Origin of the sequence: Synechococcus sp. 'PEA 65AY6A-5F PE A' (assembly GCF_047462575.1) — a bacterium.
In the GTDB taxonomy this organism is placed as follows: Bacteria; Cyanobacteriota; Cyanobacteriia; order Thermostichales; family Thermostichaceae; genus Thermostichus.
Genome location: NZ_JAOALE010000041.1, coordinates 1 through 24228, shown reverse-complemented (window position 1 = coordinate 24228; position 24228 = coordinate 1). Strand labels below are relative to the sequence as shown.

Sequence of the window (24228 nt, the reverse complement as noted above, 5' to 3'; positions counted from 1 at the left end):
TCCTCCAGCCCGCCAAGCTGCGCTGTGGCGGGAGTACCCCGGAGGTTCTGATGGGCAGGAGCGGAGATCGCTCTTTTGGGGGTGGCTGAGGCGGCAAAGGTTAACTTTTGCAGCCAGGGATCCCAACCTTGGAGCAACTCTCATTAGGATGGCCAGTAGCCTTGCTGTCTATCCCTATGTCTGAGCTGGCATTGGCCCTGCTGGGGGCAGCAGTTGCCGTTGCCCTGTTCCTAGGAATTAGACAGGGCCAGGGGCTGTTGCAGCGGTGGGCAGCAACGCAACGTCTGGGTGAGGCTATGGCACTGGTGGCTGGGGCTTTTGTCCAGCCAGATGGAAGAGCGGTGGGAGTAAGTTGGGGATGAAGCATGGAAGGGAGCAAGGGCTGGAAAAAAGAGCAGTTGGGATTCTTGAAGGGAATGCCCTGGCTGGCTTTGGGACTGGCGCTGGTCTTATTGGTGTGGAATGGGCTTGGCAGCAATGGAGGAGCGATGGCCAGTCCCGGTGAAGGATCCCGAACTTTGACGGTAACCGGCCAGGGATCTGTTGCGGTGGAAACCTCCATTGCGGTAATCCGGCTGGGGGTGGTGCTCCAAGGGGAGACGGCGCAATCGGTACAGCAACAGGTGGCCGAGCGCTCGGAGCGGCTGGTGAACCGCCTCAAGGAGCTGCAGGTGAGCGCCCTGCAGACCACCGGCATTTCCCTCTATCCCCAATACGACTACCAGCAGAGCCCACCCCGCCTGAGCGGGGTACAGGGGCAGAACAGCTTGCAATTTGAGGTGCCCATAGCCCGAGCCGGACAAGTGCTGGATGAAGCCGTGGCCGCCGGAGCTACCCAGGTGGAATCAGTCAGCTTCCGGGCCGACGAGGCCACCTTGCTGCAGGCGCGCAGCCGTGCCTTAAGGCAGGCTGTAGAAGATGCCCAACGTCAAGCCAACGATGTGTTGAGGGCCTTGAACCTGAGCAGCCGTTCCGTGGAGCGCATCCAAATTCACAGCGAGGGCTACATCGCGCCGCCAGTTCCTCTGGCAGGCATGGGTGGAGCGGAGTATGCTCGCCTACAGGCAGCCTCCACGCCAGTGGAGGGAGGACAACAAACCGTGCGCGCCCAAGTCACGCTCGAGATTCGTTTCTAGGTTCCTGTGGCGGCCATGAAGTCGCGTCGAACCCTGCCTTCCCTCTCGCTGGGGCAGAGAAGGATTCCCCCTGGGAGAGGGAGGAACGCCTAGAAGCCTCTTCCTCGGGTTGGGAATGACTACGAAACTTCAAAAATCTCAAAAAAATAACCCGGCAAAGTTAGGTAGTGGCTGCCAATCCCTACGTCTAGAATGGCGATGGAAAACCATTGGAAAGTTTGCTTTGCCGGATTTCCTTCTCATCTGGCTTTGGCTTGCCCGTGGATCCCAATTTGGAGAGCGCTGCTGCCACTGGTACGTCTGAAGGCCCTCAGGCAAGCTTGGGCGCTAGCAAAGGCGAAGCCAGCAGCTTGCGGGCCCATGTGCTGATCGTGGATGACAGCTACATGGTGGCGGAAATGCTCTCTAATTTTCTCGGCAAGCAGGGCTGTAGTATTTCCTATGCCCTGGATGGCCTTTCTGCCCTAGAACAAATCCGCCGCCGAACTCCAGATCTCATCATTGCCGACTGGGTCATGCCCGCTCTCGACGGCCTAGAGCTGTGCCGGCAGTTGCGGCAAGCGCCCGAATATGCCTGGGTGTACTACATCCTCATGACCGCCCGCGAGGGCAACGACAACATGGAGCGGGCTTTAGAAGCCGGAGCCGACGAGTTTCTTTCTAAGCCTTTTCAGGCGGCGGAGCTGCTGACGCGGGTGCGGGCAGGGCTGCGCATTGTGGAGAGCCGCCGCCAGCAATATCTGCTCCAGACTGGACAAAAACAAGTCTCATCTCCTTCTGGCTCGGTTGCTTTGGGCAATCGGCAGGATCTGGTTACTCGCCTGCCGTTGCGGGTGGCCCAAGCCCGTGCCCAATCGGATCCCCTCAGTTTGTTTGTGCTGCGCTTGGCCAACCTCGCTGCTCTGGGGCAAGGACTGGAGGCCGGCGGTCGGGCTGCTCTTCTCAAGCTGTTTACGGATCGCTTGGCCCACAATTTGCGAGAGGGGGATGATCTCTTTTGCTACGACGAGGGCCAGTTTATCGTGGTGCTGCCGGGGAGCACTCTGGCCGCTGCCCAGATCGCTGCCGAGCGCTGCTGCCAGCGGTTGATCCAGGATCCCTTTGTGGTGAATGGGCAAGCGCTGCCGGTGCAGCTTCAATTTGGGGCGGCCACGCTCACAGATAAGGACGATCCCAAGGGGGTGGCCCTGTTGCGACGGGCTGCCCAAGCCCTGCGAGACAGCAAAAATGTCCACACCTCGGTGGTGACTGCTCCCCATCCCATCCTCGTTTCCGACCGTGTCAGGGGGACGGAGTCTTCAGAGCTGCTGAAATCTCTGCAACGTCTGGAACAAGAAAATGCCAACCTGCGCCAGGAGCTGGAAACTCACCTCCGGCAGCTCGAAGAGTTGCGGCAACAAAACCAAGAGCTAAGCCAAAGGGTTGGCAGGCTTGGATCTGAAACCTCTGCAGCGGGATCCCGCTCTCAGAGGCCCTTGTGGATCCGCCGGCAGAAACCGCGGCGTCGTCTAAAGCGTCAACTGGGCCGCGGAAAATGGCGACTGCGCCGGTAAGTCCGATCCCCAAAGTTTGCCATCAGGTTGGCTTGAGCAGAATGGGTGGGGGAGAGGTGTAACAGCGATGTTCAATTCTATTCAGGGCCGAGGAGCAGGATCCGCTACCTGGAAGTCAGCAAGAAGGTGGTTTCTCGACAACATCGAGCTGATCCTGACAGCGGTGGGGATAGGCGTAATCCTGCTCAGCGGTTGGGTGGCCAGCCGCAGCGCTCTTTCCGTAGCAATGGCAACGGCAGTCAGCGCCACCGTGGTGGGGGTTATCCACGGCATTCTGTTCTGGCTGTTGCGGCGGCGGCAGCGCCGAGTGCGGCAGGAGGCCATCGGTCAGATTCGCGAAATGCTGGAGGATCTGGGCAAAAACCGGCTGCAAACCATCAAGATGAGCCTGTACATGGTGCAGGCGCGCCAACCAGATCAAAAGAGCGCACCCGCCAAAGCTTTGACCGCGCTTACCAAATTCTGGGAGAGATCAGCAACTTAATCGATCACATTTCCGAGGAATCCCTGGCCAGTTGGCGGCAGCGCTACCGGCAAACTCTAGATCGCGTGGAGTCGGAATCTCGATAGCCGAGACTCGCAGACAATTTGGAGTTGGGATTGGAGTGGACAGGCGGATTTCGGGAAGCACACAGTTGCTGGGCCTGATCGGGGATCCGGTGGCCCACAGCCTATCCCCGGCGATGCACAACGCCGCTCTGGCGGCCATGGGAGAAGACTACTGCTATGTGCCCTTTCCGGTGGCGGCAGAGCGCTTAGCGGTGGCGGTGGCCGGCCTGGCGGCCATCGGCGTGCGGGGGTTTAATGTCACCATTCCCCACAAGCAGGCGATTCTGCCTTTGCTCAGCCAGGTGGAAGCGCGGGCGGCAGCGGTGGGAGCGGTGAACACGGTCTACGCCCTGCCGGAGGGAGGCTGGGGCGGCACCAACACCGATATCGACGGCTTTGTCCAGCCTTTGCTGGGCCTGGAGAAAGGGATCCCCACCCTGATCCTGGGATCCGGCGGGGCGGCGCGGGCGGCCATCCAGGGCTGTTTGGAGCTGGGGCTGGGGCCAGTGCGGGTGGCCGGGCGATCCCCTGAGAAGTTACGTGCCTTGCAACAGACCTGGCCGCAGGTGGAGACGCTGAGCTGGGCAGAACTGGATCGCCACCTGGCTGAGACGCGGCTTTTGGTCAACACCACCCCCGTGGGCATGCATAAGCCGGGATCCCTTGCTGAGCTGTCTCCCCTCAGCTGGGAGCAACTGCGCCTTCTGCCCGCCGGCGCCACTGTCTATGACTTGGTCTATGTGCCGGATCCCACACCGCTGCTGCGCATGGCTGCTGAGCTGGGCCACACCCCTATTGGCGGCCTGGAAATGTTGATCCACCAGGGGGCCAAAGCCCTCTCCCTCTGGCTGGGGGGCAAGCCCGTGCCGGTAGAGGTGATGCGGCAGGCGGCCCGGCAGCAGTTGGCCCAGATCGGGGATCCCAACTCCTAGTTGTCCTCTTGGCTGAGTCTTGAATTCAAACAGAGCCGTATTTTTTGCTACAAAGATAGGCTCCTCACTCTGTTGAAATTCGGTAAACGATCGAGCTTCCTGCAATGTTATTCTCCGCGCTGAGAAGCCCACAGTCGTGCGAGAAGTTTCAGGACAACGGGCTCGAAGTTAAATGAGCTTGATTGAGCTTGTTCGAGCGGGAACAATTGCTTTTGATTTGCCGATCTTTAGAGGAGAAAGAGGATAGGATTGAAGCCATTCTCAGTAGAGGTTGAGAGTGTCGGGAGTACTGAGGCAACGGTGGAAAAAATACGGGATCCGTTGGCTGGGGGGCGTGCTCGGCGCGCTGATACTCCTGGGATCCGGGATCGCCGCCCAGGCCCAATTCCTCTGGCCCGGCCATTCCGGGTTGCAGGGTAGGGGGGAACAGAGGGGATCCCTCGACGCCTTCTGCCGGCAGCCGCCTGAGGAAGTGGCGCGCAAGGCCCAACTGCGCCAGCGGGCCGCCCAGTCAGATGCCGCCCGAGCTGAATACAACCAAGTTTTGGCAGAACATCGCGCTGCCTTGATCGCCTGCCGTAGCCGCCGTTGGCCGCAAATCCAAGCCATTTGGGTGCGCTTGCATCCCTGCGATGCCAATCCGGGCGTGTTGGATCAGGTGTTTGACCAGGTGGTGAACCTGGGCTACAACCGCGTCTTTATCGAGACGTTTTACGATGGCCGCTCCATTTTGCCAGATGGTGGGGGCGGGATCTGGCCCAGCCTACAGCCCAACGCCGATTTGTTGGATTTGGCCCTCAAGGCGGCGCGACGGCGAGGGCTTTCGGCTTATGCCTGGGTGTTTTCCCTCAATTTTGGCTACAGCTACGGACAGCGACCGGATCGTCAGGCAGTCTTGGCCCGCAACGGCCGTGGCCTCACCACCGTCTTGGATCCGGCAACGGCCCTTCTGGAAGATTTGGGCAGCCCGGATGAGGTGTTTGTGGATCCCTTCCATCCCGTGGCGCGCCGGGATTTTGCCGAGCTGATCCGCCGCATCCTGCAGCGGCAGCCGGATGGGATCCTCTTCGACTACATTCGCTATCCCCGCGGCTCTGGGGGATCCAGCCTGGCAGCCACCGTCCGGGATCTCTGGATCCATGGGGAGGCGGCCCGGCAAGCCTACCTGGATTTGGCAGAAAACGCGGCAGGCCGAGCCTTGCTGGAGCGTTACCTCAGCCAGGGCTACGTGACAGTGGCGGATGTGCTCCACCTGGACGCCACCTATGGCGAAGAGCCCAAGTGGCGTCAGCCAGGGGATCCCAGGCCCAGCGCAAGCGGGGAGCGGCCGCTTTCTCCAGAGCTATGGGACGGGATGGCCCAAGGCAGAGCAGGCGGGAACGAAGATCTACATTCAAGCCTTGCAAACGAGGATTCCCAGCCGTCGGCGAATCCCACCCCCTCTCCGACACCCAGCGCCGCTTTCCGACAGGAGCGCTGGCAGCAGCAGCTCTGGCAGCTCAGCGTCGAGTTTGCCCGCTACGGGATCCTCGATTACCTACGGCAAGCTGCCCAACCGGCCCAAAGCCTTGGGATCCCGAGCGGAGCCGTCTTTTTCCCCGATGGCAATCAGGCGGTGGGAGAAGGGTTTGACGCTCGTCTCCAGCCCTGGGATCGCTTCGATCCCGGCATGGAGTGGCACCCAATGGCCTATGCCAAGTGCGAGGATGGCTCCTGTGTGGCGCAGCAGGTGGAGCAGGTCTTGGCCGTGGCCTCTCCCCAAACCTTTGTCTGCCCGGCCATTGCCGGCCTGTGGGGACAAGCGCAGCGAAAACGCCCCAGCCTGGAAGCCCAAATGGCAGAGCTGGCCCGCCGCTTCCCGCAGTTGCCCTGTGTGAGTCACTTTGCCCTCTCTTGGATCGAGCCGGAGCTGGAACGCAGCCGTCGCACTTGTCAACTCTGATGCCCATCTCAATCTATGAGCGCCGAACAATTCGAGCTGATTAACCGCTTGTTTCAACTCACGTTTCAAATCGGGGATCGCTTGGGCTGTGAGTCTTCGGATCCTGCTCAGTTATTGCTGACCAGCCAACCTAGCCTGGAAGCAAGCCATCTATATTTCCCTTCCGATTACGTTTATGAGGCTCTGGATCCCGAAGTGTGGGCCAATCATGTGCTGAGGTGCCAGCTTTAGCCCAGATGGCCGATATTTTGCAACCTTACCTTTTCACCGGTGGCATCTATCGCCAAGACGAGGTTTCGTGGTGGATTTGCGCTTTTTGGATGGCTCAAGAGAGGCTAGGAACCAACGTGCTCTTGCGCGCCCACAGAGTCGAAACTTAGGCAGTTGATCCCCAAGTTCCCTCTCGTATTGAGATGGGGATCGGTGTTACTTAAAATCTACATCGACTCCGGCGCGCTCAGGCCGAGAATGCCGGTAAGCACGTTAAACAAAACCTGTCGCGTGGCCTGCACCAATTGAATGCGGGCTTGAGCCAAGAGGGGATCCTCTTTCAAAAGGGGCAAAATGCGGCAGTTGTCATAAAACTTGTTGAAATCGGCGGCAATCGCCTCGGCATAGCGGATGATCTTGTGGGGGGCGCGCTCTTCGGCAGCGGCGATCAGCTCATCGGGCAGGGCCAACAGGCGCAGCAACAGGGCCCGCTCTTCGGGTTCTTGGTAGGGCAGTTTTTGTTGCTCTGTCAAGGTAACTTTGTTAGTTAGCTCCACTTTTTCTTCTTCCTGAAGCCGCCGCAGCAGGGTACAGCAGCGGGCATGGCTGTAGTGGACATAGACCACCGGGTTGTCGAAAGTTTGCTTGACGGCCAAATCCAAATCGAAGTTGATGGGGCTGTCCATGCTGCTGCTGAGCAAAAACCAGCGGGCCGCATCCACCCCAACGCCAATTTCGGGATCGTCGATGAGATCGTTTAAGGAGACAAAATTGCCGGTGCGCTTGGACATGCGCACTTCGGTTTTCTCGCCGGTTTCCGGGTCGGTTTTGAACAATTTGACAAATTGTCCAATCAGGATCTCCAGCTTGACATCCGGGCTGAAGGCGCCCACCGCCGCATGCAAGCGACCGATATAGCCGTGGTGATCCGAGCCGAGGATGTTGATGAGCCGTTGATAGCCCCGCCGCACTTTGTCGCGGTGGTAGGCAATGTCGGCGGCCAGGTAGGTAAAGGAGCCATCCGCCTTCTGCACCACCCGATCCTTGTCGTCGCCAAACTCTTGGGTTTTGAAATAGACGGCCTCTTCCGCTCCCGGCTTGGGATCCTCACCCCGCGGCGCCTTGGCCCTGTAGAGGAAGCCGCGCTCCTGCAGCTCCTGCAAAGCCTGTTGGATGGCGCTCAGGCCCGTCTGGGGATCCGGGGCGTGCAGGCGGCGCTCGCTAAACCAGTGGTCAAACTCGGTGCGCAACTGTTGCAAAGTCTGCTTTTGCCAAGCCAGCATCTCGGCGTAGGCAAAATCGGTGTACTCTTCCGGGGTGGTGGGCAGAGGGCGGATCCCGGCCTTAACTTGATCCAGCAGCCGCCGGGCGATATCGACCAAGTAGCTGCCGTGATAGGCGTCTTCCGGCAGAGCCACCTCTTCGCCCTGCAGTTGCCGCACCCGCACTTCTAGCGACTGGCCCAAGAGCCGCATCTGGTTGCCAGCATCGTTGATGTAGAACTCCCGCTCCACCTGGTGCCCCGTCCAGCGCAGCAGGTTGGCCAGCGTGGAGCCGACAGCAGCCCAGCGCCCGTGCCCCACGTGCAGGGGCCCCGTCGGGTTGGCGGAGACAAACTCCAGCAGAATGCGCTCGGGATGGGGGGTGGCTGTTTTGCCGAAGTTTTCTCCCAGATGTAGCAGCTCTTGCAAGCGCTTGGCCAAAAAGGGATCCCCTAGCCGGAAGTTGAGATACCCTCCTCCCGCCACCTGAGTTTCGATGTCCGGCAGATCCAGATGGCTCTGCAGGGTTTGGGCAATCTGTGTCGGTGCCATGCGACAGGCTTTGGCCATGCCCAGGGGGGTGGGACAGGCGTAATCGCCGTAGCGAGGGTCGCTGGGGATCTGGATCACGGGGGCAATCGCTGTGGCTTGCTGGGGGGCCAGGGATCCCAGTTGGCCTGCTTCTGCTGCCTGTCGAATGGCCTCAGATACAGCACCGGCGAGAAAGCGAACCAGGGAGGTGGAAGGGGATTGGATGGCCATGGTTGAAGAGGGATACACGTGAGTTAAGAGCAATGGCGATCGGGATCCCTGCGGCAGCAGGAGCACTATCATACCGGCAACGAACCGGCCATGACCAAGGCAGAGTTCTCACCTTGGCTAAAAGGGGATCCCCCAGCAGGTAAAGGTATCCTCAAATACAGAAGTTTGACTCCGCCTTGCTAAGTTGGTTGCTTATAGTCTTCACTCCATTGTTTGCCGCATTCCCGTTTGCGGATCCCTACTGATCCAGGTGCTGTGGAGCATATAGATGATATGTCCATCCCGAAATCGTCGCGTCGTCAATTCCTTCAATCTGCTGCTGCGGCTGCCTCTTGGGTTGCCGTTGGAGGGCTAAAGGCGAGGGCTCAGAGCCGCGGGCCGCTTCTGGTTTCCCAGGGACTGACGCCCCTGAAGTTTACCCTCTCTTGGTTGCTCTCTTCGATGGATACCCCCCTTGTAACGGCGATCTTGAAGGGCTACTTCGCCGAAGAGGGGCTGGAGGTCACCTACGAGCGCGGCTATGGCTCCGCCGATTCCATCACCAAGATTGCCGCTGGCCAGTACGACCTGGGGGAAGGGGATCCCTACTCCATGATCGAGTTCAATGCCAAAAATCCGGACGTGCCCTTGGTAGCGATCTATGTCCACTTCAATCGCTCTCCCTTTGGCATCTACACCTTGAAAGATAAGGGCATTGGGGAGCCGGCCCAACTGGCGGGCAAGAAGCTGGGAGCACCGGCAGGGGATGCGCCGCGTCGGCTCTGGCCGGTCTTTGCCAAGCAAGTCGGCATCGATCCGGGCTCGGTGGAGTGGGTAACTATGGAGCCGCAGTTGCGCGAACCTTTCCTCATCCAAGGTCGGGTGGATGCCATCAGCGGCTTTATGACCTCAGCCATGCCCAATCTGGTGCGGGGCGGCGTCAGCTTGGAGGACATCACGGCTTTCCTTTACAACGACTATGGCCTTGAGCTGTACGGCAATGCCGTCATCACCCGTGTGCAATTGCTGCGTGAGAAGCCTGAGCAATTCAAAGCTTTCTTGCGGGCCTATGTCAAGGGTTGGCAAGACACTATTCGTGATACCGATGGCAACATGTTGGCCCTTCTGGACAAAGCCAAGGCCGACGGACAAGTGCTGGATACGGCAATTGAGAAATTGCGCCTTACCCTGGCCATGCCGCGCCTGTTTGTTACCGATGAGGTGCGACAAATTGGTTTGGGGGATGTGGTGCCTGCGCGTATGGAAACCTCGATTGCTCAGGTGGTGGATGGCTTTGGCTTGCCCACTAAGCCCTCTCTAGAGCAAGTGTTTGATGGAAGTCTGCTCCCACCCAAGTCTGAGCGGATGATTGGATAATCTGGGTTAGGCCAGCAACGATTTTGAAGCCTCTGTCTATTGGCTTGCCGGTGCAGGCCAACTTGTCCTGCTTGCTGGGAGGCTATTTCTGGCTGCAGGTGCGGTCTGCGTCCTTATTGGATCCCTCATGGATCCCTCATCCGCGAAGTATCCCCAAAGCTTTTCGTGGCAGGGATCCCAGGCTGCTCCTAAAAGAGGCCGACGGGAGACCTGTTCGCGTTGGTGGATGGGAGACCGGAAGCAGCATGGAGCAGTAGGGGAGTGTCTCGAACTTTGTTTAGGGTTACCCAAGAACGCCGTAAGGCCCCTGCCTTTGGGCATGGGGAGCATGTCAATGAAATCAAACCTGAGAAACAGATGTATTGGGAAGAGTAGCTTAGGGGTGCTTGAAGTCGAGATAGCTTTTCCGATCCCGAAAAAAAGCTGAATAAGTTTGTGGTGCTCAGGGATCCCTTTTAACCTGGAGGGGATCACTAGGGAGTTTAGGCCCTTGGAAACTTTTGTTCTGATTAAGCAAGTTCCCGATCAAAACGCCAAGGCCGGCATCAACAGTGACGGCACGATCGATCGCGCCAAGGCCAAGCGGATGTTAAACCCTTTTGATCGCTATGCACTGGAAGCAGCTCTGCAAACCAAACGGCAACACGGGGCGAGAGTAACGGCAATTACAATGGGGCCACCCCCGGCCATTGAGGTGCTCTACGAGGCCATTGCCCACGGGGTGGATCGGGGCATTTTGATGACCGACCGCCGCTTGGCCGCTTCTGATACCCTAGCCACAGCGTATACCCTGGCCCAGACGGTTCGCTATGCTGGCCGGCCTGATGTGATCTTCTGTGGGCTCCAGACCACCGACGGCGATACGGCCCAGGTGGGGCCGCAGTTGGCGGAGCGGTTGGGGATCCCTCAGGTCACCTATTGCGAAGCCTTCGAGATTCGGGATGGGATCCTGGTGGCGCGGCGGGCCATCGAAGGGGGATCCCAAATCGTGATGGTGCCTCTGCCGGCCTTGGTCACGGTAGCCAATTCGGCGCGGCGTCTGGCCTATCCTACCCTGCGCGGTGTGCAGCGGGTGCAGCGGCTGATGCGGGATGAGGCGGCGCGGGCCGAGGCCATCCAGATCCTCAACCTGGACGATGTGGGGGCAGACCCGGAGCGCTGCGGCCTCCAGGGATCCCCGACCATCGTGGCCGCCACCGAAAAAGTAGGGGAAATCGGCGGCAACTGTCAGATCTTTCAAGGGCAGCCCGTGCCGCAACTGGTGAAGGAATTGGCTCAGGCACTTGACTTGAGCCTCTACCTGGCTACCCCAGAGGCTTTACCCTCTTTCCCCTTCCGCTAACTCCACCCTCTAAACCCATTCCTTAACTTCTCAGTTGCAGCCTGCCCAAAGGTGAGTTATCGCTAAGTTGCGGAAATCTGTATAGGAATTGACCAAACTTCCCAGCCTTTCTACTTTGATGAGGAGTCGTAAGCTCTATGGAGCACAAGCGGGTGTTGATCTTCGCCGAGCAGATCAAGGGTGAGTTGCAGCCCATCGGCCTGGAGCTGTTGGGAGCGGGACGACGGCTGGCCGATAAGCTGGAAGCCACCCTGAGCGCCCTTGTCCTCGGGCACAACATCGCTCACCTGCCCCCAATCCTGATCGGCCATGGGGCGGATCAGGTCTTCGTTGCCGACCACCCCGAGCTGGCCGAATACCGCACCCTGCCCTACCGCCGCGTTATCCTGGACTTGATCAAAAGCTGGCCCCAGCCGCCCCACACCATCCTGCTGGGATCCACCACCACCGGTCGGGACTTGGCCCCCCGTCTGGCCGCCCACCTGGAAACCGGCCTGACCGCCGACTGCACCGAGCTCGACATCGGCCCCTTCGAGTACAGCAACAGCAAAGATCCCGGCAAGTCTGGCTTCTTCCCCGACTGCCTGTACGCCATTCGGCCCAGCTTTGGCGAGTCCCTCAAGGCCCGCATCCTCGGCCCCTGGAAAAACCCGCAGATGGCCACCGTGCGCCCCGGGGTGATGCAGCCGCTTCCCTGGGACGGATCCCGCCAAGGAGAAGTGATCCCGGTGCCGGTTAACTTGGAGCCGGAGGATCTCAAGCTGCAAATTGTGGAAACGGTGCGCAACCTCTCCCAGGCCGTCGATCTGACGCGGGCCAAAGTGATCGTTGCTGGCGGCTACGGGCTGGGATCGGCAGACGGCTTTGAGCTGATGCGCGAGCTGGCCGCCTGTTTCCCCAACAGCGCCGTCGGCTCCTCCCGCAAGGCTGTGGATGCCGGCTGGATCCCCTATGCCCACCAGGTGGGGCAAACTGGCAAGACCGTCCGCCCCCAGCTCTACATCGCCTGTGGTATCTCCGGGGCCATCCAACACCGCGTCGGCATGGACAAGTCCCAGACCATCATCGCCATCAACAAAGACAGCTCTGCCCCCATCTTCAAATTTGCCCACTACGGCATCGTGGGGGATCTCTACCAGGTGGTGCCCGAACTGATCCGGCAACTGCAGCAGATGCAGGAGAAAACCCAGGCGGACTCTCCTGCCCGGCCTTCGCCAACCCCCGCCCTGCAGATCCCTATCTTGCAGGGCCGCTAATCCTCCTGGGAAAGCACTTTAGTGCAGGGCCATGGTCAACAATCCCTGCTGTCCCAGCAACACCTCCCGCAACAGGGTAACCAGGCCCACCCACACTACAGGCGCCATGTCCACCCCCCCCAGGGGCGGGATCAGGCGGCGTGTCGGGCGCAGCAAAAACTCCGTCAGGCCGACCACTGGCGAATAGGGCAGCCGAGAGGTATCCAGTTGCGGATACCAGGATAAGAAGATGCGCAGCACAAACAGAACGGTGTAGAGCGCCAGCAGCGGGCCCAGCACCCAAGTGGTGAAAATCGGCAGCATTGCTTTTGCAACAATTGAGTTTCAGGGGAGGTTCTTCACCTATTCTGCTCCAAGGAAAGCCGCCTGTGCAGATCCATCGGCTTGCCTTCAAACCAGAAGTTAGTCCTTTGGTCGCTGAAAAGGGATCCCTGGATCCGCTTCTGGCCAGTTCCAACCTAAAAGCCCGAGGAACCCAGAAATCTTCAGGATTCAAAGTGGGTTATTTCCCCAAAAAGCTCCCCTTGTGGGATGGCAGCAAGAAGGCTAGCGTCATAATGGTCATATCTTGCTGACTGCAGGCAGGGATCCCATGCAGGGAAGATTACAAGAGATCGATATCCGAAGCATCCTTCAATTGATCGAGTTGGGCCAGCGCACCGGTGAGCTTTTCGTAGAGGCCAGACCCTCCATCTACTGGTTTGTCTTTTTCTTGAACGGGCGAATCATCTACGCCTCTGAAACCGAAGGCCACATCGCCCGCCTCAAAGACTACCTGCGCCGCTTCAAGCTGGAAGCCGCCCTAGACGAAGTTCAGATCCCTCCCAAAGCTGCGGTCAATGCCCCCGAATACAACCGCCTCTGGTCTTTGCTGGAAAACCACAAGCTCAACCCCAGCCAAGGCAAGCAAATCCTGCTGGGCATGGTGCGGGAAGTCCTCTTCGACCTGCTCAGCCTCCACCAGGGCTCCTTCATTTTCGAGGCTGGATCCCCCTTGGCCCCCCAACTGACCACCTTTCCTGTCACCCCTCTGCTCGCCGAGATGGTCACCCAGGTGCAGGAGTGGAAAAAGCTGCACCCCTACATCCAAGACCCCAACCAAGCCCCCACCATCGTCAACCCCCTGCCCCTCCAGCAAACCCTGCCCGCCCCCGTCTTCAAGGCGCTGAGCGAGTGGTCGGACGGCAAAACCAGCATTCGCCAAATGGGTCGCTACCTGGGCCGAGACACCCTGGTGGTAGCCAAAGCCATCTATCCCTATGTTCGTCAAGGGGCGATCCACCTCTCCGATCCCGTCCTGATCATCGAGCCCCAGCGCACTCGTCCCCTCAAACCCAGCGACAAGCCCGCCCACATCCTCTGCATCGACGACTCCATGGCCATCCAAAAAACCGTGGAGTTCATCTTGCAAAACGAGGGCTACCAGGTCACCACCATCGGCAACCCCCTCAAAGCCCTGGGACAGGTGTTTCTCCTCAACCCCGACATGATCCTCTGCGATGTGGCCATGCCCAAGTTGGATGGGTACGAGCTGTGCGCCATGTTGCGCAAATCCAGCCAGTTCCGCGAAACCCCCATGATCATGCTCACCGGCAAGGACGGCTTCACCGACCGGCTCAAGGCCCGCATGGCCGGGGCCAACGAGTTTCTGAGCAAGCCCTTTTCTGAGAGGGAATTGTTGACCGTCGTCGAATCTTATGTGGGCCCACCTCCCAAGCGGGGCGGTGGCGAATAAGCGGGGGGCCAGCCGAAATCCCTAAAAAATGTCGAGATTCGAGCCAAGCAAGCAGAGTACTGCAGAATACTGGACAGAAGAGGAACTTCACCAAACAATAGGAGGTAGCCCAACCAGCCTGGGGCTGCAAGGCCAGATGCAGCCAAAAGCGCTGAAAGACAGGATCCCACTTCAGGTAGCCGCCAGGGTTGACCGGACACGCGAAACACAGCAGGGGCGAGATGACCATGAGCAAAGTACTGGTGGTGGATGATAACCGTACCTATCTGGAGGCCATTTCCAGCCTGCTCTCCGAGAGCGGGTTGGAAGTCTCCACAGCCATGGACGGTGTGGAGGCGATGGACATCATTCGTCAGCAGAAGCCTGACGTGGTGGTGCTGGACATCGTCATGCCTGGCATGAACGGCTACGAAGTGTGCCGGGAAGTGAAGAAAGATGAAAGCACCAAGCACATCCGCATCGTCGTGTGTTCCACCAAAGATCAAGTCTTTGATATCGAGTGGGCCAAGCGCAATCAAGCCGATGCCTATGTAACCAAACCTTTCAAGCCTCAAGAGCTATTGGCTACTATCAAACAGCAGTTGCGGGAGATCAAGGAGACCAGCCAAAAATGAGTCGCGTTCTGGTGGTGGAAGACAGCCAATCCCAGCGGGAGATGATCGGCAAGTTGCTGCAGGAAAACGGCTTCGAGGTGATGACGGTGGAAGATGGCGTGGAAGCCGTAGAGGCGGTGAAGCAAAACAAGCCCGACCTGATCGTGCTGGACATCGTCATGCCGCGGATGAATGGCTACGAAGTGTGCCGTCTCCTCAAGGCCGATCCGCTCACCCAAAAAACCCCGATTGTCATGTGTTCTTCCAAAGGCGAAGAGTTCGACCGCTACTGGGGGCTCCGCCAGGGAGCAGATGCCTATATTGCCAAGCCTTTCCAGCCGCAGGAACTGGTGGGTACGATTAAGCAATTGCTGAGAGGCTAGGAACCGCCCATCCCGCCTCTATGCCTGCTGGCAGAGCCCAAAGGGGTTCCATGCCCTGGACAAGGGAGCGGCGGCCACCCCTCCACAAGACCATCGATACGGGGGAGCGTCATGCTAGGGGATCTGGATCTGTTGATGGGGGATGAGACCCAAGAATTGCAGGAAATGGAGGCTCCCGAAGGTGAGCTATTCCTGAAATTCAAGGTCGCCACCGGAGAAGAATTTGCCCTGCCGGCAGTATCGGTTGTAGAGGTGATGAGCATCGGCCCTGAGAAAATTACCCCCATGCCGAATGTCGCGCCAGTTCTGCTGGGCACTCTGAACTTGCGGGGCGAAATTATCTGGGTTGCGGATCTGGGGCAGTTTTTGGGGATCAGCCCGCCCCTCAACCTCGACCGCGCCGAGCTCCCTGTGGTGGCCGTGATGGATCAACCGGATTTGCTGATGGGCCTGGCTGTGGATTTAATTGTGGGCATGGAGTGGCTGAAGACGGAAGCGGTGCGGCCTGTTCTCGTGGCTCCTGAGTCGATAGCTCCCTTCTTGCGAGGGGAATGGGTGGTGCCCGCGACGGGAGCCCGCTTGCCGCTGCTGGATCAGTCAGCCATCCTGAGATCCGACCGTTGGGGTTGAGGAATGGCTAGCCGCAAGTTCGGCAGAAATGCGGAAATTCCAAAGCCATTCACAATGGAAAGAATGGAGCCGATCTTGTTCCCTAGAGATTGGCGCCCGGCCACCCGGCGAGTGTGGCCGTGCTGCCCCAATGGTCTGTGGAAAGAGGGCAAGAGCCCATTCTTTTTGGGAGCAAAGCAGCCAGTTGGGAGAGGTAACCTATCTGTAGCTTAACAATCTAAAGGGTTTAGGCGGGTTGGTGTTGGGGGAGTTCTGGGCATTTGGGTTGAAGTAGCAACAGAGGTAGCCAAGCAGGGAAGGGAGGATCCATGGTTTCGAGCGCAAACAATCAGAGAGACTTTACCGAGGCAATGGTCGCCTTTTGGCAGGGAGACTACGTCGAGGCAGTGCGGTTGTTCAACCAGGTAGCCGCTGCTCAGCCGCAGGATACTGCTGTCAAGTTGCTGCTGGCCTCGGCCCAGAAGCAAGCAGGGCAGTTGCTGGAAGCCCGCCATACCTACGATACCATCCTCAAGACGGCCAGCGATCCTGAGGAGCTGGAGTCGGCCCGCAGGGGCCTGGAGGAGCTGCTCCAGATGGCGCCGGAGCTGGCGGATGTTCCCTCTCCGGCGCAGGAAGACAAGCTCCAACCTCAAGGGGAGTTCCCACCTCAACCGGAGGAGGCGGATCCCTTTCCCCAGTTTGAGTTTGAGGCGATGAGGGAACAGGAGGCCGACCCCTTTGCTCAGGATCTCTTCTCGATGCGAAGCGACAGCTTTGCCGCCGATGAGATGACTTTTGGCGAGGAAGAAAGCTTTGCGGATCCTTTTGAGACAAGGCTAGAAATGGAGCCTGCGGATCCGTTTGCCTCCTCTCACCCGCTGCCCGCCAACCCTCAGGTAACGCCGCCAGCGGTTCCGGGAGAGACCGCTTTGCGAGCGGGCAGGGAGCAGCCTCAAACAGACCCAGTGGTCGATGACGATTTTGCCTTCCTTAGCGAGTTCGACCGGCAGCACCTGCAGGATCTAGACAGTGATTCTATTACGCAGTTGGCTGGCGACGCGGCTTTTCCCGAGGAGATGGGCTTCTCCCTACCCACTTTTGGGGAAGAGGAGGTGGGATCCCTGGATGAGGGCCTGCCGACGGAATTGGCCACCCCCATGAGCGAGCCGATCCCTGCCCCCGAAGAAGACACGGCCGGTCCTGGCCCTGCTCTTTTCGAGCTCAACGAGCTGGACAGTCTGGATCGCGAACTGGCCGGCATGGAGGGCGGCGAGGTGCCGGTCTTCTCTCCCGATGAGGGGGAGACGCAGGAGGCGGGCGGAACGGCTCGCAGCTCGCCTACAATCTCGATGCCCCTCCCAGGGGGCCAGGGAGCGGGGATGTTCGCTGGGATCGCCAACCGCCCGCTTGCCGATCGGCAGTTGGCCACAGCGCTGATCCAAGGAGCCGTGAGTTTGGCTGCCGGGTTGGCCATTGGCCTGGGGATCCCCGCCAATGGGGGAGCTCGCTTGCTTGCCGGGGTCATCGGGGGTGGAGTGATCGGCACGGGAGCCGGGGTTGTGCTGGGGGCCAGCAGTGCCAAACACATTCGCTCCACCGCTCAAGAGCTGGCCAGCCACTTTGCCGCCTTGGCCCAGGGGAATTACTCCGTCAGAGCAGAGGCGAGAGGGGATGACGAGTTGGGCCGCTTGGCCAACAGCTTTAACCAAATGGCTGCCGCCCTGGAGGCCCATTTTGCCGATCTGAGCCAGCGAGCTGCCGAGCAGGGACAGGCCAAGGAGGACTTACAACGCCAGGTCATTCGCCTGCTGGACGACGTCGAGGGGGCAGCCCGCGGGGACTTAACGGTGCGGGCGGAGGTCACTGCCGATGTGCTCGGCGCCGTCGCCGACTCTTTCAACCTGACCATTCGCAGCTTGCGGGACATCGTTGTCCAAGTGAAGCGGGCCGCCGCTGCCGTCAACGATGCGGCTTTGCAGAGCGAGAACTTTGCCCGCAGCCTCTCTGCCGATGCCTTGCGCCAGGCGGAGGAGATTTCCAACTCCCTCAACTCCATTCAGGAGATGACGGAATCAATTCAAGAGGTAGCCAGCAACGCCCGCGAGGCGGCCAACGTAACTGCTCAAGCCACGGAAGCAGCCGCCCGCGGCGGAGAAGCAGTGGATCGCACGGTGGCCAGCATCCTGGAAATTCGGGAAATGGCAGCAGAGACGACCCGCAAGGTGAAACGCTTGGCAGAATCCTCCCAAGAAATCTCCAAGATCGTGGCCTTGATTTCTCAAATTGCTTCGCGCACCAACCTGCTCGCCCTCAACGCCAGTATTGAGGCCGCCCGGGCGGGCGAGGCGGGACGGGGCTTTGCCATCGTGGCCGACGAGGTGCGACAACTGGCCGACCGGGCCGCCAAAGCCTCGAAGGAGATCGAGCAGATTGTGCTGCAGATCCAGTCGGAGACCAGCAACGTGATGACGGCCATGGAGGAGGGCACGCAGGTGGTGATCCAGGGGACGCGGCGGGCTGAGCAGGCCAAAAGCAGCCTAGACGAGATCATCGAGGTCAGCCGGCGGATCGATGGGCTGGTGCGGGCTATTTCTCAGGCTACCGTGCAGCAAACAGAAACCTCTCGCGCCGTGGCCCAGGTAATGCAATCAGTGGAGCTGACTGCCAACGAGACGTCCGAAGAGGCGCAGAAGGTAGCCAGCTCGCTGCAACAGTTGGTGAGCATCGCTCGCGAGCTGCAAGCTTCTGTCGGTCGCTTCCGGGTGGGGGATGAATGAGCAAATCTGCTCGGTTGGCGGGCATCCTAGGGACAAGCAAGGATCCCGATGGGAAGTTGCCGCACTTCAGGGACATCGGGATCCCTCTGTCCCAAGACAGAATCCGGGCATGGGAGACCTTCCCCTGTCCGATCTGCTACTACTGATATGAGTACCTGTGGGCTGTAGGAGGAACCTCCTGCCATGAATGAAGAAGCACAAAAGCGGATCCTCGGTTATTTTATCGAAGAAGCCCGCGACCACTTGGCAACGATCGAGCAAGGGCTCCTCAGCCTGCGGGACAGCGTGAGCGATCCTGAGCTGATCAACGAGTTGTTCCGAGCTGCCCACTCCATCAAAGGCGGAGCGGCCATGCTGGCCCTCGCCAGCATTCAGCGGACTGCCCACCGCCTAGAGGATTTCTTCAACGTGTTTCGCTCTCGCCCGGGCGAAGTGCCGGTGGATCAGCACTTGGAGACGCTGCTGCTGCGAGTTTTTGATGGGTTGGCGGCGTTGTTGGACGAGCTGCAGAGCCCTCGCGGTCTCACCCAGGAGTTCAGCAACGCGACGCTGGCGGAACTGGAGCCGGTTTTTCAGGAGACTGAAAACTACATTCAGAGCCTTCTCGGCGCTGGCCCTGTCGCTAGCTCTGCTCCGGCTGCCCCCCCGCCGCCGGCGGCCCGCACCCTACAACAAGAGATGGCGGAAGTGGTGCCGCAGCAATTGCGGCAGATGTTGGAGCTGTTCAAGCGAGGGGATCAGCCGGGCATTCGCGAGCAGTTGCGGGAGGCAAATGCCGTTCTCAAGCAGATCGGGCAAGCCCATCATCTGGCGGGCTGGCAGCAGCTCACAGAAACCTTCGAGCAAGCCCTGGGCAACCCCGACGCCGATCTGCGAACGTTGGCGTTGGTCGCCCTGCGAGACTTGAAGCAGGGGCAGCAGCTTATCTTGGCGGGCAGGGCCGAAGAGGTGACGGCCTCGGCGGAATTGCAGCAATTGGCTCGCCCGGCGGCTCCCGCTCCGCCGCCGGATCCTTTGGAGGTGGTGGTTCACCAGCAGATCCCGGCCCTGTTGCGCCAGATGCTGGAGCTGTTCAAGCGTCCTGACGACCCGGCAACGCGGCCTGCCCTGCAAAGCTTGGCCCAATCGCTCCAGCAGGTGGGACAGGCCGAAGGTGTGGATCTGGGCGGCTGGACGGCCCTAGCCCGCCTGATTGGCGAGATCCTGGCAGATCCTGCCCAGGATTTGCGGCAACTGGCTCTGCCGGTTCTGAGAGATTTGAAACAGGCTCACCAAGCTCTGGCCAGCGGAGCAGCGCAGACCATCCAGCCCTCCGCTGAGTTGTTGGCCTTCCGCCCTGTGCTGCCGGCCCTTGAGGAGCCAGAGCCGCTCTTCCTCGAACCCGAGAGCACGCCTGCCCCAGCGGACTGGGCCGCTGCTGGGATCCCGGCAGAAGAATCCTCTGCCCCTGATGGGAGCCAAGAAGAACCTGAACCAGGAGAGGCGATCCCCGTCGAAGCAACCCTGCAAGCGGAGGAGGCGGCCTGGGATCTGCTGGCCGAACAGCCGCCGTCCACTTTGGAGATGGACAGCGTTCTGGCGGGCGAGGAGGGCCCAGGGCTGAGCTGGCCGGAGATGTCCACCGAGGCTTTGCCAGAGGAAGACTGGCAAGCAGCCGCCGACCTTGCCCAAGAGGGCGTCGCCGCGCCAGAAGAAGCCGCAGCAGCCCGCGGCTGGCTCCAGGATAGGCTGAGCTTTGGCTCAGGCGATTTCGACGCCCCTCCTTTGAGCCTGGAAGCAGAAGCCTCCGCCGCCTTTGACGAGCTGTTTGCCAACGCAGAGCAGCTATCCGATATTGAAGAGCCGCCGCCGGAGCTGATCCCTCCTTCCCCCGAGCCTTTTTCGCAGGCGCTTGAGGAGCTGAGCCCAGAAGAGGGGGGAGCGGAAACGGATTTGGCGGAGCTGTTTGCCGAAGTAATGGGCGAAGCGGCGGCAGAGCTGTCACCTGTCGAGCCTGCCGAGCTGACAGGAGCCGAGGAAACCAGCCAGGCCATCTGGGATGTCCCCGCCCAGGAGCGGGCGGCCCAAGTCGCTGCGGAAAGCCCCGAGGAAGCCTCGGCTGCAGACGAAGCTGCAAGTGTCGGAGTGGAAGCCTTGTTCGAGCTCGAGGAGCTGGCAGTAGAGAGCTCTCCTCTGCAGGAGCTGTCTCAGTTGCCTGACTTTGGGGCTGCTCCCGACAGCGGGCCGGAAGCGGATCTTTGGGCAGAGGAGCCGTCTCCGTCCCTCCAGCCTGGGGATGGGGAGGCGGCCGCAGACTTGTGGGCTGAGTTCCCCGCCGACATCTGGCCGGGGGACTTTTCTGTCCCCGATGAGACGGGATCCCTGACATCTTTGGACTCTGCGGCTGAAGGCGGCCTGGAGAGCCTTGTCTCGGCGGCGGATCAGGCCTGGTGGAGCCCAGAAGAAGCAGGCGAACCTTCCCCCTCTTTCGAGGTGGCTTCTCAACCCTCTTCTGACCTTGCCGACTCTGCCGCAGTCGAGCAACTGGAAGACCTTTTCGCCGAAGAATCTTCGCCCGGCGAACCTGCCGCTGCGGCGGAGAGCTTCTTGGCCCCTTCCGACGAGTCGACGGCGGCGGAAACCCCGGACTTGGGGGCCGAGCTGAGCCTAGCCGATCTCTTCGCCGGGGAGACGCTGGAGGATGCCCCGGGCACGGGGGATGCGGCACAGGCCCAGGACTGGGCTCTTTTGGAGAACCTCTTCCCGGTTCAGGAAGAAGCTCTCTATCCTGAGGGCCAGCCCGCGGAGGCCTTCGACCGCCTCGAGGCTCTATTTGCCGAGGAGCCCGCTACCGAAGCACTGAGCTTAGAAACCAGCGGATCCCTCTCGGCCATGGATGGCGAGGTGGATTTGGATGAGTTGAGCCGGTTCTTTGCAGAAGGGGAGGCCGCCCAGGAAGCGATCCCCTCAGATCTGGCCACTTTCCTGGGCGAGGCAGAGGCTTTGCAAGGGAGCAGTCTGGAGGGAGTGACTCTGCCTGAGCCAGAACCACTTGTAGCTGCAGCAGAGCAAGGCGGAGCTTCCCAGCCAGCAGAGGACGATCTGGCCAGCCAACTGGAAAGCCTGTTCGCGGAGGATGAGCTCTTGGCTGCCCAGAGCGCGACTGTTTCCCCAGATGAGACACAGCCTTTGGAGGAAGAAGCGCCGGAAGCCTCTCCTGCCCCAAGTTTGGACGATTTGGCCGCCCTTTTCGATGCCGCCGAACCAGCGGTGCCCCCTGAGCTAGAGGAGGTCATCGCTCCCATTGTGGGATCCCCTACAGCCGTGAGCGGCGAGGTCGCCGACGATTTCGCAGCCCAACTGGAATCCCTCCTAGGCGATCTCGAGGTCGCCCCCCAAGTCTCTGCAGCAGCGCCGGCGCCTTCTCCGCCCGCTGTCGCCGCCCCAGCAACAGCCGCCCCCACGGCACCGGCTACCCCAACAGCACCGACCACACGGCGATCTGCCCTCAGCAATCCTGTAATGCGGGTGGAGGTGCGCCACCTCGACTCCATCAACAACTTGGTGGGAGAGCTGGTGGTCATCCGCAACAGCATGGAGCAAAACCAAACTCGCCTGCGCCAGTTTCTGGATGGCCTATTGGGCCGGGTGCAACAGCTAGGGGAGCTGGGCCAGCGCATGCGGGATCAGTACGACCGCTCGTTGCTGGAAGCGGCGCTGTTCTCCAGCCGCAGCAGCGCGGCAACGGTGGGGTTTGGTCGGAGCGGCGAGGAATCCCCTCGGGGACGGGTGGGTCATTCCATAGGCCAAGAGTTCGACAAGTTGGAGATGGATCAGTTTACGGCCTTCCACACGCTGGCCCAGGAGATCATTGAGCTCATCGTGCGGGTGCGCGAGTCTTCTTCCGACATCGAGTTTGCGGTGGACGAGGCAGAGCAGATCACCCGCCAATTCCGCCAGGTCACCACCCAACTGCAAGAAGGCCTGAACCGGGCGCGCATGGTGCCCTTCTCGCAAATTGCCGACCGGCTGCCCCGCGCCGTCCGTGACCTCTCCATCAAAACGGGCAAACAGGCCAGCCTGGTGGTGGAAGGCCGCGACACCCTCATCGACAAGGCCATCCTGGAAGAGCTTTCCGACCCGATGACCCACCTGGTGAACAATGCCCTGGTGCACGGGATCGAGCCCCCTGAGGAGCGGCGCCGCTTGGGCAAGCCCCCTGAAGGCAAGATCACCGTCAAAGCTTTCTACCAGGGCAACCAGACAATCATCGTCGTCGCCGACGACGGTGCCGGCATCCCGGTGGAGAAAATCAAGGCCAAGGCGCAAAGGCTGGGGCTGCTGTCAGAGCAGGCAACCGAAGAAGAAGTGTTCAACGTCCTCTTCCACCCCGGCTTTAGCGTTCGCGAGGCCAGCGAGGTGGACGATCTGGCCGGGCGGGGGGTTGGCTTGGACGTGGTGCGCCGCAACATCACCGATCTGCGCGGCAGCATCCAAGTGGATTCCGTGCGCGGCAAGGGCACCACCTTCACCATCCGCCTGCCGCTTACCCTGAGCATTTCCAAGGCAATGGTGTGTGTCAGCGACAAAGCCCTGATCGCCTTCCCCCTCGACGGTGTGGAGGAGATGCTGGATGTTCCCGTCGACGAGGTGCAGCCGGATGAACAGGGGCGGCCCTCCATTCCCTGGCGGGATCAACGCCTTCCCTTCCAGCCCCTCTCGAATCTGTTGTCCTACAGCCGCAGCCACAGCCGCAGCCGCTCAGAGGTCTACAGCATCGCCCAAGAGGAGGGCATCCTGCCCATCGTCGTCCTGCAAAGTGCCGGCCAGTACGTTGCCCTGCAGGTGGACAGCTTTGTGGAAGAGCAGGAAATCGTGATCAAGCAATTGCGCGGGCCTGTGCCCAAACCACCTGGCATTTCTGGGGCAACGGTGCTGGGCAATGGTCGCGTGCTGCCAATTGCTGACGTCCTTGAACTGGTAGATATGGCCCAAGGCCGCCGTCGCGATCTCAGCCGCCTCTGGGCGGAGCGTCGCGCTGCGGAGCCACGTGCCGAGGAAACCCATCAAACCACGGTGCTCATTGTGGACGACTCGATTGCAGTGCGGGAACTGCTCTCCATGTCCTTTCAAAAGGTGGGCTACCGGGTGGAGCAAGCCCGCGATGGCCAGGACGCCTGGGAAAAGCTTCGCGGTGGCTTGCGCTGCGATCTCATCTTTTGCGACATCGAGATGCCGCGCATGGACGGCTTGGAGTTGCTCTCCCGCATACGGGCAGACAGCAACCTCAGGCATATTCCAGTAGCTATGCTCACCTCACGGGGGGCAGAACGGCACCGGCAGACAGCCCGCGAGCTGGGAGCCACTGCCTACTTCACCAAGCCCTACTTGGAGGAAGAGCTGTTCAGCGCTGCCGCTCGCATGTTGCAAGGGGAGCAGTTGTTGGCACCCAACCCCACTTCCTGAACTGGCGACGCCAGGGGCGCCCAGATGGAGGCACCAAGCTAAGGGATCCCACTCTGGCGCCAGGATCGCCAAAGGGTTTGACTCCAGAGGGGGCTGGAAGGCGTAGGATATTGACCTGTTGTCCTCGGAGAGAAGTGGCGATGCGCCTGACTGTCTGTGCTCTCATCCTGGCTGGTGGGTTTGTCCTGGGCAATCCCTGGCTTGCCAGGGAGCTGGGGCTAGAGGCAACTGCTCATGAGAACAAGGGGGGGCTCTCAATCCAGAGAGCTCATCGGCTAGGCCTAGGCCCTGCCGACGAATCCTTCGAACTGCGGTTTCTGGATGCGATGATCCTGATACATTTACGCTGAACACTGCTGAGCATTACTGCTCAGCGGTGAAGC

At 60.4% G+C, this 24228-nt stretch carries 18 protein-coding genes; 16 read left to right on the top strand and 2 right to left on the bottom strand.

All coding sequences use genetic code 11. The annotated features are described in order from the left end of the window. Positions 1–176 precede the first annotated feature (176 nt). The 7 genes from GG26_RS11865 to GG26_RS11835 all read left to right on the top strand — a co-directional run bounded on the left by GG26_RS11865 (position 177) and on the right by GG26_RS11835 (position 6343). The gene (locus tag GG26_RS11865) at positions 177–362 is read left to right on the top strand and encodes a hypothetical protein (RefSeq protein ID WP_414390800.1); all 186 of its coding nucleotides are present in this window, start codon (positions 177–179) and stop codon (positions 360–362) included. A 3-nt stretch (positions 363–365) separates the two neighbouring features. Next, positions 366–1136 carry an SIMPL domain-containing protein gene (locus GG26_RS11860; RefSeq protein ID WP_240527312.1) on the top strand — a complete coding sequence of 257 codons (771 nt, stop codon included), beginning with the start codon at positions 366–368 and terminating at the stop codon, positions 1134–1136. Positions 1137–1456: 320 nt separating this feature from the next. After that, a complete protein-coding gene (locus GG26_RS11855) occupies positions 1457–2689 on the top strand; it encodes a response regulator (protein WP_414390798.1) in 1233 nt (410 codons plus the stop codon). A gap of 67 nt (positions 2690–2756) precedes the next feature. Then, the gene (locus GG26_RS11850) at positions 2757–3173 is read left to right on the top strand and encodes a hypothetical protein (protein ID WP_414390796.1); all 417 of its coding nucleotides are present in this window, start codon (positions 2757–2759) and stop codon (positions 3171–3173) included. Between the two features lie 121 nt (positions 3174–3294). Continuing rightward, complete coding sequence (locus GG26_RS11845) at positions 3295–4170, top strand: shikimate dehydrogenase (RefSeq protein ID WP_099812719.1); 876 nt, start codon at positions 3295–3297, stop codon at positions 4168–4170. A gap of 277 nt (positions 4171–4447) precedes the next feature. Beyond that, positions 4448–6112: a hypothetical protein gene (locus GG26_RS11840; protein WP_099812718.1), complete on the top strand. Its 1665-nt coding sequence runs from the start codon at positions 4448–4450 to the stop codon at positions 6110–6112. Positions 6113–6127: 15 nt separating this feature from the next. Further along, entirely contained in the window at positions 6128–6343 is a 216-nt protein-coding gene (locus tag GG26_RS11835; RefSeq protein ID WP_011431506.1) for a hypothetical protein, read from the top strand. A 206-nt stretch (positions 6344–6549) separates the two neighbouring features. Here GG26_RS11835 and argS read toward each other — a convergent pair whose 3' ends face one another. Then, positions 6550–8346, bottom strand: a complete 1797-nt coding sequence (argS, locus tag GG26_RS11830) for an arginine--tRNA ligase (RefSeq protein ID WP_414390803.1) — start codon at positions 8344–8346, stop codon at positions 6550–6552. Positions 8347–8787: 441 nt separating this feature from the next. On the opposite strand from argS, the gene GG26_RS11825 reads away from it, so the two are divergent. From GG26_RS11825 to GG26_RS11815, 3 genes are all read left to right on the top strand, one after another. Next, positions 8788–9702, top strand: coding sequence for an ABC transporter substrate-binding protein (locus tag GG26_RS11825; RefSeq protein ID WP_414390793.1), 915 nt, complete (start codon positions 8788–8790; stop codon positions 9700–9702). Between the two features lie 490 nt (positions 9703–10192). After that, on the top strand, positions 10193–11044 hold the full coding sequence (locus tag GG26_RS11820) for an electron transfer flavoprotein subunit beta/FixA family protein (RefSeq protein ID WP_414390790.1): 852 nt from the start codon (positions 10193–10195) through the stop codon (positions 11042–11044). A gap of 137 nt (positions 11045–11181) precedes the next feature. Then, on the top strand, positions 11182–12300 hold the full coding sequence (locus GG26_RS11815; protein WP_011431510.1) for an electron transfer flavoprotein subunit alpha/FixB family protein: 1119 nt from the start codon (positions 11182–11184) through the stop codon (positions 12298–12300). A gap of 18 nt (positions 12301–12318) precedes the next feature. Here GG26_RS11815 and GG26_RS11810 read toward each other — a convergent pair whose 3' ends face one another. After that, positions 12319–12603 carry a YggT family protein gene (locus GG26_RS11810; RefSeq protein ID WP_011431511.1) on the bottom strand — a complete coding sequence of 95 codons (285 nt, stop codon included), beginning with the start codon at positions 12601–12603 and terminating at the stop codon, positions 12319–12321. 289 nt (positions 12604–12892) lie between these two features. Between GG26_RS11810 and GG26_RS11805 the strand changes: the two genes are divergently transcribed. From GG26_RS11805 to GG26_RS11780, 6 genes are all read left to right on the top strand, one after another. Continuing rightward, positions 12893–14035: a response regulator gene (locus GG26_RS11805; protein WP_011431512.1), complete on the top strand. Its 1143-nt coding sequence runs from the start codon at positions 12893–12895 to the stop codon at positions 14033–14035. A gap of 227 nt (positions 14036–14262) precedes the next feature. Next, on the top strand, positions 14263–14649 hold the full coding sequence (locus tag GG26_RS11800) for a response regulator (RefSeq protein ID WP_011431513.1): 387 nt from the start codon (positions 14263–14265) through the stop codon (positions 14647–14649). Continuing rightward, a complete protein-coding gene (locus tag GG26_RS11795) occupies positions 14646–15011 on the top strand; it encodes a response regulator transcription factor (protein ID WP_011431514.1) in 366 nt (121 codons plus the stop codon). The genes GG26_RS11800 and GG26_RS11795 overlap by 4 nt, the downstream gene beginning before the upstream one ends. A gap of 111 nt (positions 15012–15122) precedes the next feature. Next, entirely contained in the window at positions 15123–15641 is a 519-nt protein-coding gene (locus GG26_RS11790; protein ID WP_041438647.1) for a chemotaxis protein CheW, read from the top strand. A gap of 308 nt (positions 15642–15949) precedes the next feature. Beyond that, positions 15950–18400, top strand: coding sequence for a methyl-accepting chemotaxis protein (locus GG26_RS11785; RefSeq protein ID WP_011431516.1), 2451 nt, complete (start codon positions 15950–15952; stop codon positions 18398–18400). 183 nt (positions 18401–18583) lie between these two features. Continuing rightward, entirely contained in the window at positions 18584–23845 is a 5262-nt protein-coding gene (locus GG26_RS11780) for a response regulator (protein WP_414390784.1), read from the top strand. Positions 23846–24228: the final 383 nt, after the last annotated feature.